The sequence below is a fragment of the Bradyrhizobium archetypum genome (assembly GCF_013114835.1).
GTDB lineage: Bacteria > Pseudomonadota > Alphaproteobacteria > Rhizobiales > Xanthobacteraceae > Bradyrhizobium > Bradyrhizobium archetypum.
Window position 1 is genome coordinate 332579 of sequence record NZ_JAAVLW010000004.1, and the last position, 16300, is coordinate 348878.

The 16300-nt window shown below is 64.3% G+C and carries 14 protein-coding genes and 1 other RNA gene; 10 read left to right on the forward strand and 5 right to left on the reverse strand.

What is annotated here, in order from left to right; all coding sequences use genetic code 11:
- Nucleotides 1-57 precede the first annotated feature (57 nt).
- Complete coding sequence (locus tag HCN50_RS14360) at nucleotides 58-699, reverse strand: TetR/AcrR family transcriptional regulator (RefSeq protein ID WP_171710311.1); 642 nt, start codon at nucleotides 697-699, stop codon at nucleotides 58-60.
- A 179-nt stretch (nucleotides 700-878) separates the two neighbouring features.
- Here HCN50_RS14360 and HCN50_RS14365 point away from each other — a divergent pair, with 179 nt between their 5' ends.
- The 3 genes from HCN50_RS14365 (at nucleotide 879) to HCN50_RS14375 (ending at nucleotide 5913) form a co-directional block, all read left to right on the forward strand.
- Nucleotides 879-2159, forward strand: coding sequence for an HlyD family secretion protein (locus HCN50_RS14365; RefSeq protein WP_171710312.1), 1281 nt, complete (start codon nucleotides 879-881; stop codon nucleotides 2157-2159).
- A gap of 45 nt (nucleotides 2160-2204) precedes the next feature.
- Nucleotides 2205-3788, forward strand: a complete 1584-nt coding sequence (locus tag HCN50_RS14370; RefSeq protein WP_171710313.1) for a DHA2 family efflux MFS transporter permease subunit — start codon at nucleotides 2205-2207, stop codon at nucleotides 3786-3788.
- A gap of 325 nt (nucleotides 3789-4113) precedes the next feature.
- Entirely contained in the window at nucleotides 4114-5913 is a 1800-nt protein-coding gene (locus HCN50_RS14375; RefSeq protein WP_235976966.1) for an ABC transporter ATP-binding protein, read from the forward strand.
- A 70-nt stretch (nucleotides 5914-5983) separates the two neighbouring features.
- Here HCN50_RS14375 and HCN50_RS14380 read toward each other — a convergent pair whose 3' ends face one another.
- Together HCN50_RS14380 and HCN50_RS14385 are read right to left on the reverse strand one after the other, a co-directional pair.
- Nucleotides 5984-6913, reverse strand: coding sequence for a DMT family transporter (locus tag HCN50_RS14380; RefSeq protein ID WP_171710315.1), 930 nt, complete (start codon nucleotides 6911-6913; stop codon nucleotides 5984-5986).
- Nucleotides 6914-6986: 73 nt separating this feature from the next.
- Nucleotides 6987-7730, reverse strand: coding sequence for a sulfite exporter TauE/SafE family protein (locus HCN50_RS14385; RefSeq protein WP_171710316.1), 744 nt, complete (start codon nucleotides 7728-7730; stop codon nucleotides 6987-6989).
- A gap of 261 nt (nucleotides 7731-7991) precedes the next feature.
- Here HCN50_RS14385 and HCN50_RS14390 point away from each other — a divergent pair, with 261 nt between their 5' ends.
- On the forward strand, nucleotides 7992-8702 hold the full coding sequence (locus tag HCN50_RS14390) for an alpha/beta fold hydrolase (RefSeq protein WP_171710317.1): 711 nt from the start codon (nucleotides 7992-7994) through the stop codon (nucleotides 8700-8702).
- A 146-nt stretch (nucleotides 8703-8848) separates the two neighbouring features.
- On the opposite strand, the gene rnpB is transcribed toward HCN50_RS14390, so the two are convergent.
- An RNA gene (gene rnpB, locus HCN50_RS14395) (RNase P RNA component class A) lies at nucleotides 8849-9268 on the reverse strand.
- Between the two features lie 155 nt (nucleotides 9269-9423).
- Between rnpB and HCN50_RS14400 the strand changes: the two genes are divergently transcribed.
- The 3 genes from HCN50_RS14400 (at nucleotide 9424) to HCN50_RS14410 (ending at nucleotide 11710) form a co-directional block, all read left to right on the forward strand.
- Nucleotides 9424-9855 (forward strand): PAS domain S-box protein, encoded by a 432-nt coding sequence (locus HCN50_RS14400; RefSeq protein WP_171710318.1) that lies wholly within the window; start codon nucleotides 9424-9426, stop codon nucleotides 9853-9855.
- 142 nt (nucleotides 9856-9997) lie between these two features.
- Nucleotides 9998-10348 (forward strand): YciI family protein, encoded by a 351-nt coding sequence (locus tag HCN50_RS14405; protein ID WP_171710319.1) that lies wholly within the window; start codon nucleotides 9998-10000, stop codon nucleotides 10346-10348.
- A gap of 120 nt (nucleotides 10349-10468) precedes the next feature.
- Nucleotides 10469-11710 (forward strand): RNA polymerase sigma factor, encoded by a 1242-nt coding sequence (locus tag HCN50_RS14410; protein WP_171710320.1) that lies wholly within the window; start codon nucleotides 10469-10471, stop codon nucleotides 11708-11710.
- A 99-nt stretch (nucleotides 11711-11809) separates the two neighbouring features.
- Here HCN50_RS14410 and HCN50_RS14415 read toward each other — a convergent pair whose 3' ends face one another.
- A complete protein-coding gene (locus HCN50_RS14415) occupies nucleotides 11810-12676 on the reverse strand; it encodes an N-acetylmuramoyl-L-alanine amidase (RefSeq protein ID WP_171710321.1) in 867 nt (288 codons plus the stop codon).
- A 465-nt stretch (nucleotides 12677-13141) separates the two neighbouring features.
- Between HCN50_RS14415 and rsmH the strand changes: the two genes are divergently transcribed.
- Genes rsmH through HCN50_RS14430 form a run of 3 tightly spaced genes read left to right on the forward strand, consistent with a single transcriptional unit; the run spans nucleotide 13142 to nucleotide 16280 of the window.
- Nucleotides 13142-14137 carry a 16S rRNA (cytosine(1402)-N(4))-methyltransferase RsmH gene (gene rsmH / locus HCN50_RS14420; protein WP_171710322.1) on the forward strand — a complete coding sequence of 332 codons (996 nt, stop codon included), beginning with the start codon at nucleotides 13142-13144 and terminating at the stop codon, nucleotides 14135-14137.
- Nucleotides 14138-14139: 2 nt separating this feature from the next.
- Nucleotides 14140-14532, forward strand: coding sequence for a cell division protein FtsL (gene ftsL / locus HCN50_RS14425; RefSeq protein WP_171710323.1), 393 nt, complete (start codon nucleotides 14140-14142; stop codon nucleotides 14530-14532).
- Entirely contained in the window at nucleotides 14529-16280 is a 1752-nt protein-coding gene (locus tag HCN50_RS14430; protein WP_171710324.1) for a peptidoglycan D,D-transpeptidase FtsI family protein, read from the forward strand. The genes ftsL and HCN50_RS14430 overlap by 4 nt, the downstream gene beginning before the upstream one ends.
- The last annotated feature ends 20 nt before the right edge of the window (nucleotides 16281-16300 follow it).

The following is a 16300-nucleotide window of genomic DNA, read 5'->3' on the forward strand; positions in this document are numbered from 1 at the left end:
CCGGCTGCTTGATCGGTTGTTCGGCGCCAACGTGATCAGGAAAGGTGTGGAAGGCAGCTACTTCGGCTTCGCCCGATACGTCGCCAGAAATATCTGTGTCGCGCTGTCGACCACGTGCGCGATGCGCGCCGCCGATGGCGCGGGTTCGGCCTGGAACACAAACGGCAGAAACAGCGTCGCCTGGCACATCTGCATGAACTGCGCGGCGGCAAGCACGCTATCTTCGATCGCCAGATCGTCCGGCGCGATGCGGGCCTGCAGGTATTCGGCGAGACGGTTGATCGTCTTCGCGAGCACGTTCTCGTAGAACCGCCGTCCGACCTCGGGCATCCGCTCAGCGATCGCCATCACCGTGCGGATCGACGAGCCGCCGCCCGGCCGGCACATCGAGCCGATATAAGCCCGGCCGAATTCCCGCAGCGTGGTTTCGACATTGCGCTTGGGATCGAGATTGTAGGCGATCTTGCTCTTTTCGAGCGCCTCATCCTCGACGATGGCTTCGAACAGCCGGCTCTTGTCGGCGAAATAGACATAGAGCGTGCCCTTGGACACGCCGGCGGCGCGCGCGATCTCGTTCATGCTGGCGCCATCAAAGCCCAGATCCATGAACACCTTTCGCGCGCCGTCCAAAATCTGGCGGCGCTTCGAACTGTCCTGCTCGCCGAAGGGGTGAACCGTATTTGATTTGGATGCAACCATTGGTTTATCTTCTCGCAAGACAATTCAACCCATGATGCAGGCAGGCATCTATTTTCGCTTTATGATGTATATTATTGGACGGTATGTTGACCGAACCGTTCGGTCAATGCTACATTTTGTCTCGATGGTGATCCTGCGAGGCTTTGCCGGCGCCACGACATTGTATGGGGAGGCCAGTGATGGCCGGAGCGAGAGAACAGGCCGCGCGTATTCTTCACGCCGGGCCGGAAACGGCGGAGGATGAAGCCGAAGTCTCGGCCCAGCCGCGCACCTCCGTTGCAGAGGAAATAAGGCGCCGCCCTGCGGAGGCGCCCACCGCCCCGGCAACCGAGCAGCCTGTAGCGCCGACTGCCGACACGGCGACGGCGAAACCGGGGAAGCGCAAATTCGTCATGATGGGCGCGCTCGGACTGCTCGCTCTGGCGGCGATCGGTTACAGCGCCTATTTCGTCTTCGTCGGCCGCTTCTACGTTTCGACCGACGATGCCTATGTCCGTTCCAACAACACCATGCTCGGCGCGCGGGTGTCCGGCCATGTCGCGGCCATCCTGCCGCGCGACAATTCGCTGGTTCGCGCCGGCGAGGTGATTTTCAGGATCGACGACGGCGATTATCGCATCGCGGTAGACGCCGCGCGCAGCAGGATCGCGACCCAGCAGGCCACCATCGGCCGCATCGGCCGCCAGGTCACGGCGCTGGAAAGCGCGGTCGAGCAGACCAAAGCGCAGCTCACCTCGGCGGAAGCGGCGCTGAAGCGCGCCGATCTCGATTTTGAACGACAGCAGGCGCTGAGCACCAAGGGCTTTGCCTCGCGCGCCACCTTCGAGGTTTCCGAAGCCAGCCGCGACCAGGGGATTGCCGCGGTGAGGTCGGCGCAGGCGGCTTATGATGCGGCACGCGACAATGTCGAGGTGACGAAAGCGCAGCAAGCCGAGGCGCGCGCGCAGCTCGCGGAATTGCAGACCCAGCTCGCCAAGTCGGAGCGCGACCTCGCCTTCACCTCGGTGCGGGCGCCGATCGACGGCACCTTCTCCAACCGTCTCGTCAATGCCGGTGATTTCATCCAGGCCGGGCAGCGGCTTGCCAATATCGTGCCGCTCGACGACGTCTTTATCGACGCCAACTACAAGGAAACCCAGCTCAAGCGGATCCGCCCCGGCCAGCCGGTGAAGATCTCGGTCGATGCCTATGGCCACCGCAAGTTTGCCGGCGTCGTCGACAGCATTTCGCCGGCGGCGGGCTCGGTGTTCACGCTGCTGCCGCCGGATAACGCCACCGGCAATTTCACCAAGATCGTGCAGCGGCTGCCGGTTCGCATTCGTGTGCCGAAGGAAGTCGCGAGACAGAACCTGCTGCGCGCCGGCATGTCGGTCTATACCACTGTCGACACCCGCGAGGGCGCGGGCGACGCCGACAGCGAGGCCGACCTCGATGCGCCGGGGACTGTCCAACCAAAATAGCTTTTCTCAAAGCACGGGCAACACGCGCCCGTTCCCGAGTAGATCATGGCCGACGCCACCACCACATCGCCTTCGACGATGAATGCCGCGGCCGATGAGCGCATCCCGCCGCGGCGGCTGTTTGCGTTTCTCTTCATGGTGTTCGGGATGTTCATGTCGATCCTGGACATCCAGGTCGTCTCGGCGTCGCTGCAGCAGATTCAGGCCGGCCTTTCCGCCAGTCCCAGCGAAGTGTCATGGGTGCAGACCTCGTACCTGATCGCCGAAGTGATCGCGATCCCGCTATCCGGCTTCCTGTCGCGCGCGTTCGGCACACGTTTGCTATTTGCGATCTCCGCTTCCGGCTTCACCATCGCCAGCTTCTTCTGCGGTTTTGCCTCGACCATCGAGCAGATGATCGTCTGGCGCGCGATCCAGGGATTTTTGGGCGCGGGCATGATCCCGACCGTGTTCGCGTCCGCCTATACGGTGTTCCCGCGTTCGAAAATCCATATCGTCGCTCCGATCATCGGCCTGGTCGCAACGCTGGCGCCGACCATCGGGCCGACGGTCGGCGGATTCATTACAGACACGATGTCGTGGCACTGGCTGTTCTTCATCAATATTGTTCCCGGCATCGGCATCACCATCGGCGTGCTCGCGCTGTGTGATTTCGATCGGCCGAATTTCGCCCTGCTCGAGCATTTCGACTGGTGGGGGCTGTTGTTCATGGCCGGCTTTCTCGGCACGCTCGAATATGTGCTGGAAGAGGGGCCGCAGTCGCAATGGCTGGAAGATACGTCGGTGGCGGTCTGCGCGGCGATCTGTGCGATCTCGGCGATCGCGTTCTTCTGGCGCGTGCTCAGCGTGAGAGAGCCAATCGTTGACCTCAGGACCTTCACTGACCGCAATTTCAGCATCTGCTGCCTGATCTCGTTCTGCGTCGGCATTGGCCTTTACGGCCTCACCTACATGTATCCGCGCTACCTCGCCGAAGTGCGCGGCTACAGTCCTCTGATGATCGGCGAGACCATGTTCGTCTCCGGTGTCGCCATGTTCCTCACCGCTCCGATCGTGGGGCGGCTGATGGCGAAATACGACGCGCGCTATCTGATCGCGATCGGTCTGGTGCTGTTCGCGCTCGGCTCGTATCAGATGACCTGGATCACGAAAGAGTATGATTTTTACGAATTGCTGCTGCCGCAGATTTTGCGCGGCGCCGGCTTGATGCTGGTGATAGTGCCGACCAACACGATGGCGCTCGGCACGCTGGCGCCGGAGCGGGTGAAGAACGCGTCGGGCCTGTTCAACCTGACGCGCAATCTCGGCGGCGCAGTGGGCCTCGCCATCATCAACCAGGTGCTGAACGAGCGCACCGACCTCCACATCTCGCGCCTGCACGACCGCGTTACCTGGGGCAACACCACTGCGGTCGAGACGCTCAACATGCTCACCCAGCGCCTGCAGGGCATGGGCGATTCCGCGCTGATGGCGATGAAGCAGTTGTCGCAGATCGTGCACCGCCAGGCCGTGGTGATGGGCTATGGCGACGCGTTCTTCATGCTGGCCGTGTTCTATTTCGGCCTCAGCCTGCTGGTGCTGACCCTCAGGAAGTCGTCCGCGACTGTGGCGGAGGGTGATGCGCATTGACAGGCGCGACGCGTACATCACGCCCTTGTCATGTTGCAAATCACCCGCGATGCATTTATAAGGTGCGCATTGTCGCTCGAACCGGGGAGATTTGCATGATTTCGATGTATGCGCAGATCGCATCCTCGCGTTCGATGCTCGTGGTGGGTTTTCGATCGCGTCGCTGAGCGCGAGCACCGCCGGCCCTGATCGGGCGTGATGCGCCGATCTTCAAGCTTCCCAACGACTTAATCGATCTCTCACGACGCTTGCGTTCGGCCCGAGGCCGCCCCCGCGTCAACCTCTAATGGAGCCGGCGTGTGCGCATGCGCAGCCGGATGACGCCATGACCGCTGATAAAGACAACCCCGCGGCGATACGTGTGGTGATTCCGTTCGTGTTCCGCCACTGGCTGCAACAGCCCGGCCGCGCCGCCATCGTTGCCGGCGGCCTGCTCGGCGCGACCGCCGCCGACCTGTTCATGCCGGTCTTCTCCGGCCGACTGGTCGACGCCTTGACGCGCGGCACCGCCGATCTGGCCGCGCGGCATGCCGCGTTCACCGCCTTCGGCGCCATCGTGGCGCTCGGCCTCACATCGATGATCCTGCGGCTGACCGGCTTGCAGGCGATCGTGCCGTTCACGCTGACGACGATGTCGGACGTCTCACGCGACGCGTTCGCGCGCGTGCAGCGCTTCTCGACCGACTGGCACGCTAACTCGTTTGCCGGCTCCACCGTGCGCAAGATCACGCGCGGCATGTGGGCGCTCGACCTGCTCAACGACACCATCCTGATGGCGCTGTTACCGTCGCTATTGGTGCTGGTCGGCTCGATGATCCTGCTCGGGCTGCACTGGCCGGTGCTCGGCGCGGTCATCGCGGTCGGCACAGTCATCTATGTCTCGATGACGATGGCATTCTCGGTAAACTACATCGCGCCGGCCGCACGCGTCTCCAACGCCTGGGACACCAAGGTCGGCGGTACGCTGGCGGACGCCTTGACCTGCAACGCCGTGGTGAAATCCTTCGGCGCGGAAACGCGCGAGGATGCGCGGCTGGCCGACGTCATCGGACGATGGCGCACGCGCGTGCGGCGGACGTGGTATCGCTACAACTACACCTCGACAGCGCAACTGGGGGTGTTGCTGTGCTTTCGCGCCTCAGTGATCGGCGGGGCAATCCTGTTGTGGATCGCCGGCCGCGCCACGCCGGGCGACGTTACCTATGTGCTGACCAGCTATTACATCATCCACGCTTACCTGCGCGACGTCGGCATGCACATCAACAACCTGCAGCGCTCGGTGAATGACATGGAGGAGCTGGTCGCGATTCATGCCGAGCCGATCGGCATTGCCGACGCACCGGATGCGAAGCCGATCGATATCCAGGGCGGCCGCATCGTGTTCGACGAGGTGACGTTCCATTACGGCGGCCATCACGCGCCGCTGTATGACGGCCTGTCGGTCGATATCCGCGCCGGCGAACGGGTCGGCCTGGTCGGCCGTTCCGGCTCCGGCAAGACCACCTTCGTCAAGCTGGTGCAGCGGCTCTACGATATCGGCGGCGGAAAGATCCTGATCGACGGTCAGGATATCGCGAAAGCCACGCAGCACTCGCTGCGCAGCCAGATCGCGATCGTGCAGCAGGAGCCGATCCTGTTTCACCGCACGCTGGCGGAGAACATCGCCTATGGCCGGCCCGGCGCCAGCATGGCGGCGATCGAGCAGGCGGCGAGGCTGGCCAACGCCCACGACTTTATCCTGCGGCTGCCGAAGGGCTACGGCACGCTGGTGGGCGAACGCGGCGTCAAGCTGTCGGGCGGCGAGCGGCAGCGCGTCGCGCTGGCGCGCGCCTTCCTCGCGGACGCGCCGGTGCTGATCCTGGACGAGGCGACGTCGAGCCTTGATTCGGAATCGGAAAACCTGATTCAGCAGGCGATGGAGCGGCTGATGAAAGGCCGCACCTCGATCGTGATCGCGCACCGGCTGTCGACGGTGCGCAGCCTCGACCGTATCCTGGTATTCGACCGCGGCGAGATCGTCGAGCAAGGCACGCACGCGGCGCTGACGGCGCGGCCCGGCGGCATCTATCGCGGGCTGTTCGAACTGCAGGCGACCGAGTTCGGCCGCATCTCGGCGGCGGAATAGGGGTAAAGCGCATTCTTGCGGATCCGATCGATGTCGGAAGATATTTTCCGGCATCGAGAGGGCTGATCGATCAGGATGCCGCCAACTGAGGCGGCTCGCGACGCCGCGGCTCTGAGGGCGCGGCGGTGGCGCGCGTCCGCGTCGAGATCGCGACCGTTACTACGACGGCGACGGCGAACAGCAGGATCTGCAGCGTGATGGTCTCGCCATTGAAGTAGGCCGCAAGCACAAAGGTGACGAAGGGCTGCAGGAGCTGTACCTGCGAGACCCGCGCGATGCCGCCCATCGCCAGCCCGGCGTTCCAGGCGAAGAAGCCGATCCATTGCGAGAACAGCGCGACATAGAGCAGCCCGAGCCATGGCTTGAGCGCAATCTGGCCGACGTCATGCGGCATGGTCAGCGCGGCGGCGGGAATTGAGAGCGGCAGGCCGATGACAAGAATCCAGCTAATGACCTCCCAGCCCGGCATATGTGATGCGAGCCGGCCCGAGAACGCATAACCGATCGCGGATACGCCCACCGCCGCAAACAGCAGCAGATCTCCGGTCGAGAACGCGCCGCCGCCTTCCCTTAACGAGAACCCGATCACCAGCGCGGCGCCTGCGACGGAGGCGATCCAGAATAGCGGCCGCGGCCGCTCATGGGTGATGGCGACGGCGACGAGCGCGGTTGCGATCGGGAGCACGCCCAGCACTACGCCGCCGTGGGAGGCGTCGACCCGCCGCATCCCCATCGACATCAAAAGCGGGAACAGGACGGCGACGCAGAGCATCGCGATGACGAGTTGCGGCCGCAGCGCGCGGGGCGGCAGCGGACGGCGCAACGCGAGCAGGAGCGCCAGCGAGCACAGCCCGGCGATCGCGGTGCGCAGCGCAGTCAGTGCAATCGGATCAATTTCCGCAACCGCGATCCGCGTCGCCGGCAGCGTGCCGCCGAAGATCGCCATGCCGATGAAGCCCAGCAACAGACCGAGACGTTCGCGCGACGAAGGGGAGCCCATGACGGCATTGGTTAGCTGCTTTGCCGGGGAGCGTACAGCAATCTACTCGGAGCACATGGCGGCTATGCGGCTTCTATCTCGGAGCAATGCTGCTCCACACCAGGCCTACGCCCGAAAGAAACAGCAGCGCCAGCACGACGTCATAGAAATTGCGGTCGTTCAGGGCGTGATAGGTGCGCATGCCGAGGCGGGCACCGATCAGCGTGCCGGGCAATGCCAGCATGGCAAACCAGAACACGGCCCAATCGATGAAGCCGCTGACGATCTGCACGATGAGGGCCGCGCCGAGCACGCTGCCGTTGAAGACCTGGAACACGCCGCGGCGCTGGTCCTTGGTCCAGCCGCGGATGCTGGCCCACAGCGTCGGCAGCGGGCCCGACAGGCCGGCGAGGCCGCCGAGAATGCCGCCGGCAAACCCGACGCAGGCATCTGCCATGCGGCCGCCGAACCGGAACGCCATCGGCTTGCGGATAAGATAGAGCGCGGTCGGAAACACCAGCAGCATGACGCCAACGCTCAGCTTGAAGGTTTGCGGATCGGCGCGCGCCACCAGCAGCACGCCGATCGGCATGCCGACAAGACCGCCGACGACAAAGGGCAGGGCCAGCTTGAAGTCGATCACCTTCCACATCGACGGCAGCGTCGAGATCTGCGAGCTGACCGAGCAGATCAGCACCAGTGGTACGGCAATCGCCGGCGGCACGATATAAAGCCAGATCCCCAGCGCCATCAGCGCCGTGCCGAAACCGGAGAGGCCTGAGACAAAACCGCCGGCGAGCGCGCCGGCCAACAGGATGGCGTAGGTGGATGCGTCCACTCTTAATATTCCCCCGTCATTATATTCCCTCGTCATTCCGGGGCGATGCGCAGCATCGAACCCGGAATCTCGAGATTCCCCGATGCGCAGCATCGAACCCGGAATCTCGAGATTCCCCGATGCGCAATTGCGCATCTGAGGTCTGGTCCTTCGGACCATCCCGGAATGACGACGTCTAGATTTGCGCCGACGTTTACACGAGGCGGCAGGCAGGTACTATCGCAATCGGAGCCTTCAACAATAACCTGGTGGAAACGGCCGATGAGCGCAGCCTCGAAAACCTTCCTGGTCTGTCACGGCGCGTGGTCTGCGGGCTGGGCCTGGAAGAAGATGCATCCGCTGATGCAGGCGGCCGGGCATCGCCTGGTCACGCCGACCTACACCGGCCTTGGCGAGCGCGCGCATCTGGCGCATCCGGCGATCAGCCTCGATACGCATATTGAGGACATGCTGAACGTCATCAAGTATGAAGACCTGCGCGATCTCGTGCTGATCGGGCACAGCTATGGCGGCATGGTTGCGACCGGCGTTGCCGATCGCGCCCGCGACAAGGTCAAACAGCTCATCTATATCGACGCCTTCGTGCCGCAGGACGGCCAGTCGCTGCTCGACCTCAACGAGGTCGCTCGCGCGCGGATGCAGGAGCTGGCCAGGAGCGGCGATGGCTGGCGCGTGCCGCCGAACCCGACGCCGCCGGATACTTCGCCCGCCGACGTCGCGTGGCTCAACGCGCGTCGTGTCGACATGCCGATCGAATGTTTTGCGCAGAAGCTGAAGCTGTCGGCCCCGCTGACCCTGCCGCGCAGCTACATCTACGCCACCCGCATCACGCCGGCCGACACGTTCGGCCGTTTTGCGAAGATGACGAAGAGCGATCCCGCCTGGAGCTACTACGAGATCGACGCCAGCCATGCGCCGAACGTCACCGCGCCGGAAGCGTTGATGGCGCTGCTGCAGAAGATCGCGGCGTAATCTCTCCGCCGTGATTCCGGGTTCGCCCGCTGCGCGTGCGCCCCGGAATGACGTAGCGGCACATCAAATGGCGAGGGGCCCGGCGTGTTTGCGCCGAGCCCCTCATTTCAGCAAGACGCGTTTTCTTCGAAAACGCTTTCGCACAAGATATCAGCCAGCCTGTAAGCCGGGTTCTGTAGGGCACCATTCTTGCGAATGATACGTGACGGCCATTCCTCTGGGACTATGCTTGCGCATCGCCTCGAGCAACCTACCCGGACGACGGGCCTGACATCGCCCTGCGGCGTTATCGCTTTCGCGAACTGCCCGCGTTGCCGTCCCTATTCGGTTTTGCTCCCGGTGGGGTTTGCCATGCCGCTTCCGTTGCCGGAAACGCGGTGCGCTCTTACCGCACCTTTTCACCCTTACTGCCCCTCCCTTTCGGGTGGGGAGCGGTTCGTTCTCTGTGGCACTTTCCCTGGGGTTCCCCCCGCCGGACGTTATCCGGCACCGCATGTCGATGGAGCCCGGACTTTCCTCCCCCGCGGCCTTTCGACCGTTGCGGGAGCGGCCGTCCGGCCGACTGACACCTTACGAATGGGGACTTCGACGGCCTGCGTCAAGTGAAAGCGATGGTTAATCGGGTTCCGTGGGCAACTTTGACATGAGCTTTGAGGCGGGCTTTGACGTGGGCAGGATCGCGGCGTTTGATGCCTTGCAGGACGATAGCGAGTGATATGCGATGAACATGCCTGGCGGCCTTGGTGAAGCCTTGCTGCGCAGCGCCTCCGACGCGATCGTTGCGACCGATCGCGACGGGCGCATCACGTTCTGGAATCCCGGCGCGGAGCGAATCTTTGGCTTCACGGCGAACGAGGCTGCCGGGCAACCGCTCGACATCATCATTCCCGAGAATTTGCGTGCCCGGCATTGGGAAGGATTTCGCCACACGATGGCGACGGGAACCAGCCGTTACGGCCACGGCGATTTGCTGTCGGTGCCAGCGCTGACCAAGGACCGCCAGCGCATCTCGGTCGAGTTCACCATCGTGCTGCTGCGAAACGACCGGCAAGAGGTCGCGGGTACCGTGGCGGTCATGCGCGACGTGACCAAGCGATTTGAGGAGGTCAGGGACTTGAAGCGTCGGCTCGCCGCGGCGGGCGGGAAGGCTTGATTGCTTCCTTGCCGTGGGGCGCGACGTGCGCCGGTTGCCCGCCCACAGTTCCCACTCAAAATAAATTATCCTGACGATGTCGTTTTGTGGAAGGCCCGTTCGACTGGTGTCGGCGATCCAGCCGATCATGAGGAGTTTTGAAATGCAGTATCTGTTGTTGATCTATCAGAACGAGGTCGAGTACGCCAAGATCGATCCCGCGACGAGCCAGAAGATGATGGAGGAATATGGCGCGTTTACCCAGTCCATCATCCAGAGCGGCAACTTCAAGGCGGGCGACCGCCTGCGGCCAACGACGACAGCCACCACCGTACGGGTGCGCGACGGCAAGACGCTGACCACCGATGGTCCGTTCGCGGAGACCCGCGAGCAGCTCGGCGGCTATTACCTGATCGATGCTCCGGACCTCGACGCCGCGCTCGCGATTGCCGCGCGCATTCCCAGCGCCAGATTGGGATCGATCGAGGTGCGGCCGATCTGGGTTTATGACTAGGCCTTTCCGCATCGTCATTCCGGGGCGTCCGAAGGACGAACCCGGAATCTCGAGGTTCCGGGTTCGCTCGCGCGAGGGCGCGTGCGCTCCGGAACGACGGATGCAACCTCGCGGGGCACAATGACACCCACCGAGATCGAAAAAATATTCCGCGACGAGGCGGGCCGCGCGCTGGCCACGCTGATCCGTCTCGTCGGGGATTTCGATCTGGCGGAAGATGCGCTGCAGGATGCGGTGGCGGTGGCGCTGGAACGCTGGCCCGCCGGCGGTCCGCCGTCCAATCCGCGCGCCTGGCTAGTCAATGTCGGGCGCAACAAGGCGGTCGATCGCGTCAGGCGCAACGCCGCGTTCCGCGGCAAACGTGAGGAGCTAACGCACGAGCTGCTGCTCAACGCCTCGGTTCCGTGCGAGCCGGCCGACAGCACGCTCGACGACGACATGCTGCGGCTGATCTTTACCTGCTGCCATCCGTCCTTTGCCGCCGAGGTGCAGGTTGCGCTGACGCTACGCACGGTATGCGGACTGACGACAGCCGAGGTCGCGCGCGCGTTCCTCGCGAGCGAAGACGCGATGGCGCAGCGCCTCTTGCGCGCCAAGCAGAAGATCCGCCTCGCCGGCATCTCCTATGAAGTTCCCGAACGCGACGCGCTGCAGCCGCGGCTCAATGGCGTGCTCGCCGTAATCTATCTGGTGTTCACCGAAGGCTACGCGGCTACCTCAGGCGAAGATCTGATGCGGCCTGACCTGGCGCGCGAAGCGATCCGGCTGGCTCGGCTGCTCGATGCGCTGATGCCCGGACGCGGCGAGATCAAGGGGCTGCTCGCCCTGATGCTGCTGCATGATGCCCGCCGCGCCGGACGCGAGACCGCCGGCGGCGACATCGTGCTGCTGGAAGAACAGGATCGGACACTTTGGGATCGGCGACAAATAGCGGAAGGCTTGCTGCTGGTGGAAGAGGCGCTGCGAATGCCGGGGCGGCCGCAATCCTATGCGGTGCAGGCGGCGATAGCCGCGCTGCATGCGCGTGCGTCCAGTTACAACGACACCGATTGGCGGCAGATCGCCGGCCTCTATGAAGTGCTGCTGCGGATCAATCCGTCGCCGGTGATCGAGCTCAACCACGCCGCGGCGGTGTCGATGGTCGACGGGCCGGCGCGGGCGCTGGATCTGGTCAATGCATTGGAGGCACGGGGCGGGCTGAAGGGCTATGAATTGCTGCCGGCCGTGCGCGCCGATCTGCTGCGCCGGCTCGGCCGTCGCGACGCCGCGCGCGAGGCGTATTTGAAGGCGACAGAGGCGACGCAGCTCGGGCCGTTGCGGCGGCTCTATGCGCGAAGGATCGCGGAGATGGATGGAGTTTAGCCGTCATTGCGAGGAGCGAAGCGACGAAGCAATCCATCTCTCTGCTCGGGGAAGGTGGATTGCTTCGCTTCGCTCGCAATGACGGTGGAGAGTAATAGCTTACCTCGCCGCAACCGCCGTCGTCGCCTCCGCCGGCAGGCTTGTCAGCAGCGCGTGCAGCGTGCTGATGGTCGAGTGGTCGGCGATGCCGTCGACACGCGCAGGGCGGAAGTGGCGCTGGAACGCGGTGACGACTTCCATGGTCGGGCCGTCGAACTTGCCGTGGGTCGGGATGTTGTAGCCGTATTTGGCGAGCGCCGCCTGCAGGCTGGCGACGTCAGCGCTGATGCTGCCGAGCTTGAGCGATTCGCCGCGCACGATCGGCGCCGGCTGCACCCAATGGCCGACACCGGAATTCGCCAGCAAATGCCATGGGAATTTTTCGCCGGGATCCTTCTTGCGCGCTGGAGCGACGTCGGAATGCGCGAGCACGCGATGCGCAGGGACCTTGCGGCGCAGCATGATGCCGCGGCACAGCGCGATCACCGCGGCGATCTGGCGCGAGGGGAAATCCGGATAGCCCCAGTCGTGGCCGCGATTGATGATCTCGACCCCGATCGAGCAGGAATTGATGTCTTCCTCGCCGGCCCAGCAGGATACTCCAGCATGCCAGGCGCGCTTGGCTTCCGGCACGCACTGCACGATGCGGCCGTCCTCCAGCACGATGTAATGGGCTGAGACGTCGGTGCCGGGCGTGCAGAGCTGGGCGATCGCTCCTTCCACATCCGGCATGCCGGTGTAGTGCAGCAGGATCATGTCGGCGACGCGGCCGTTGTTGCGGTCGCCAAAGTTCGGCGAGGCAATGACGTCGGACGCAATCGAGGAATCTGGGGTAAAGCTTTTCATATCGGCGTTGGCCCTGGGAACCGGGAGGGCGCGTTGACGCCTCGAATCAATACCAGCAGATGTGAACGATCCTGAAGCCATTTTTTGAACCCAAACTGGGCGGGAAAGCGGCGGCATCGTGTTTTGCGTGGCAATATCATTTACTATTCATTTACCTCATATGCGCGCAATCTGGCGGCCGGGTTCCGCCTCGCATTTTGGTGAACTGTGTGCGGGGCGCACCACCATTTTTCAGTGACTAGAAAGCGCGCAAAACCCGCGAGTGATCGTCAACGCTTTCTTAACGCTAAGTGCCGTTACTAAGTAGTGAAGAGCCGAACCGGGTTGGGGACGGCCGAAGCCCTCTTTCGCGCTCGAAGTGCCATGGCAACCCAGCAAATTCCGTCTGGAGATGAGCGGGCGCGAGGCCGGGCCGGAAACGGCAATCGTGCCGAGCCGCGTCCTGTTGGCCGGACAAACCCGGCGAAGCGCAGAGATTTGAGGCGCCATGGGCTCCTTCGCGTCCAGTTTTCGCATCATCGGCTGGGAAATGCCGGGAGATGGCGCATGAGTCCGGCTGCGCCGCGCCACATCCCGGTGCTCGGCCGCGAGGCGGTCGAGATGCTCGACCCGCGGGACGGCGGCATCTATGTCGACGCCACCTTCGGCGCCGGCGGCTACAGCCGCGCGATCCTCGCCGTCGCGGGAACCCGGGTCATCGGCATCGACCGCGACCGGACGGCGATTACCGGCGGGTTCGACCTGGTCGAGCAGTCCGATGGCCGCCTGACCCTGGTCGAGGACCGATTCTCCAACCTCGCAGAAATCTGCGCGGCGCAAGGCGCGCCTCTGGTCGATGGCGTCGTGATGGATGTCGGCGTTTCTTCGATGCAGCTCGATCAGCCCGAGCGCGGCTTCTCGTTCCGTCTTGGCGGTCCGCTCGACATGCGGATGGGCCATGACGGTCCGACTGCGGCCGACGTCGTGGCGAAGGCCTCGGAGGCTGATCTCGCCCGCATCATCTACGTCTTCGGCGAAGAGCGTCATTCCCGCAGCGTCGCGCGCGCGATCGTGGCCGCACGGAAAGAGGCCCCGATCACGACGACGCAGGCGCTCGCCGATATCGTCGGCAGGGTGGTGCGCTCCAAGCCGAACGAAATTCATCCGGCGACGCGCACGTTCCAGGCCTTGCGAATCTTCGTCAACGCCGAGCTCGACGAACTGCATCTGGCGCTTTCGGCGGCCGAGCGCGTGCTCAAGCCCGGCGGGCGGCTCGCGGTTGTGTCGTTCCATTCGCTGGAAGATCGCATCGTCAAGGATTTCCTCAATGCGCGCGGCAAGGCCGTGGGCGGCTCGCGGCACTTGCCCGAAGTCGCACAAGTTCCGCCGAGCTTTCAGATCCTGACCAAGCGCCCGGTCGCGCCAAGCGAGGCCGAGGTGTCAACCAATCCGCGTGCGCGCTCGGCAAAGCTGCGCGCCGCGGAGCGCACTGCGGCGCCGGCGCATCCGCCAGGCCGGCTGCCGGCCTGGCCTGTCCTCGCCGATGTGATGGGGGGAGGCTGACCATGCGGGTCATCCACTTCCTCGTCATTGGCGTGCTGGTGTTCGCGGCGGCTTACGTCTACCGGATCAAGATGGAATCGACCTCGCGCGTCGAGCGTGTGCTGCGGCTGAACGCGGAGATCCGCGAGCAGCGCGACGCCATCGCGGCGCTGCGCGCGGAATGGGCCAAGCTCGATGCGCCGCTGCGGCTGCAAGGGCTGGCCGACCGTCACCTCGGGCTAAAGCCTCTCGTTGCCACCCAGTATGACCAGTTGAAGAATCTGCCGGAACGGCCGCCGGCCTTTGCAAGGCCGGGGGCGCCCGATCCGATCGGCGCGATGATCAACACCATCGAGGCTGCCGCCGATGCACCGCCCACGACCGGGTCGGTGACCCCCGCGGGAGATCAGCAATGACCGGCCGGGCGCTTGCCAACACCAGAAAGCCCGCGGAATCGTGGCGGCAGCGGCTGATCCGCAGCCTGCTCTACGGCCGGAATGTCGACCGTGTTGCCAAGGCGCGGGCGCGGGTGGGATTAGCGATCCTGCTGTTCGCCGCGATCTATGCGGTGCTGGCCGGACGCCTGGTGATGTTCGCGGTCGGCGCCGACAGCCATGGCGCACGCCGCACCGCCTCGCAGGATGCAATCGCGACCGCGCGGCCCGATATCGTCGACCGCAACGGCGAGGTGCTCGCCACCGACGTCAAGGCGCCGAGCCTGTTCGGCGAGCCCCGCCGCATCATCGACAAGGACGAGGCGATCGAGCTCCTGACCGCGGCACTGCCGGACCTCGACACGGCGGAGGCGCGGGCGCGGCTGTCGTCGCGCAAGGGTTTTGTCTGGCTGAAGCGCGAGATCTCGCCAAAGCAGCAGCACGACATCCACAAGCTCGGCATTCCCGGAATCGGCTTCCTGCGCGAGAACAAGCGCGTCTATCCGACCGGCGCCGCGGTCGCGCATCTCATCGGGCTCGTCAACATCGACAACCAGGGCATCGCCGGGATGGAGAAGTGGCTGGACAATAATGGTCTGGCCGACCTGCATCGCGCGGGCTTTGCCACCGATCGGCTGCAGAAGCCGGTGGAACTGTCGATCGACCTGCGCGTCGAGCACGCGCTGCGCGACGAACTGTTGAAGGCCAAGGAGAAGTACAAGGCCAAGGCGGCTTCCGGCCTCGTCTCCAACGTCAAGACCGGTGAGATCGTGGCCCTGGTGTCGCTGCCGGATTTCGATCCGAACAATCCGAAGGAGGCGCACGATCCCGACCGCATCAACCGCCTGACGACGGGCGTGTTCGAGATGGGCTCGACCTTCAAGGCGCTGACGCTGGCAATGGCGCTGGATTCGGGGAAGGCCAACCTCAACACGCTCTATGACGGGCGCGGCGCGCTGAAGTTCGGCAAGTTCACCATTCACGATACCCATCCGGTCGGCCGCTCGATCACGCTGGCGGAAGTGTTCACGTTCTCCTCGAACGTCGGCGCCGCCAAGATCGCGCTGTCCCAGGGCGTCGAGGCCCACAAGGCCTTCCTCAAGAAGCTCGGCCAGATGGACCGCCTGCGCACCGAATTGCCGGAAAGCGCTTCCCCGATCGTGCCGAAGCGCTGGACCGAGCTCAACACCATCACGGCGTCGTTCGGTCACGGCATCGCGGTGGCGCCGCTGCAGGCGGTGATGGGCATCAACGCCTGCATCAACGGCGGCTTCCTGATTCCTCCGACCTTCCTCAAGCGGTCGGAGGAGGAGGCGCGGGCGATCGCCAAGAAGGTGCTGAGAACCGAAACCTCCGAGAAGATGCGCTACCTGATGCGGCTGAACGCCGAGGTTGGAACCGCCAAGAAGGCTGACGTGAAGGGCTACTATATCGGCGGCAAGACCGGCACCTCGGAAAAGGTGGTGAACGGCCGCTATTCCAAGAAACAGGTGCTCAACTCTTTCACGGCGATCATCCCGGCCGACAATCCGCAATTCCAGTTGCTGGTCATGCTGGACGAGCCGAAGGCGCTGCCGGAAACCCATGGCTTCATCACCTCGGGCTGGAACGCGGTGCCGACCGGCGGCAAGGTGATTGCCCGCATCGCCCCGCTCCTTGGCGTCGAGCCCCGCTTCGACCTGCCGCCGTCCGACCGCCTTATTCTTGCGGCATCGAGGACAACCCAGTAAGGCGTAGGACGGGCATGATC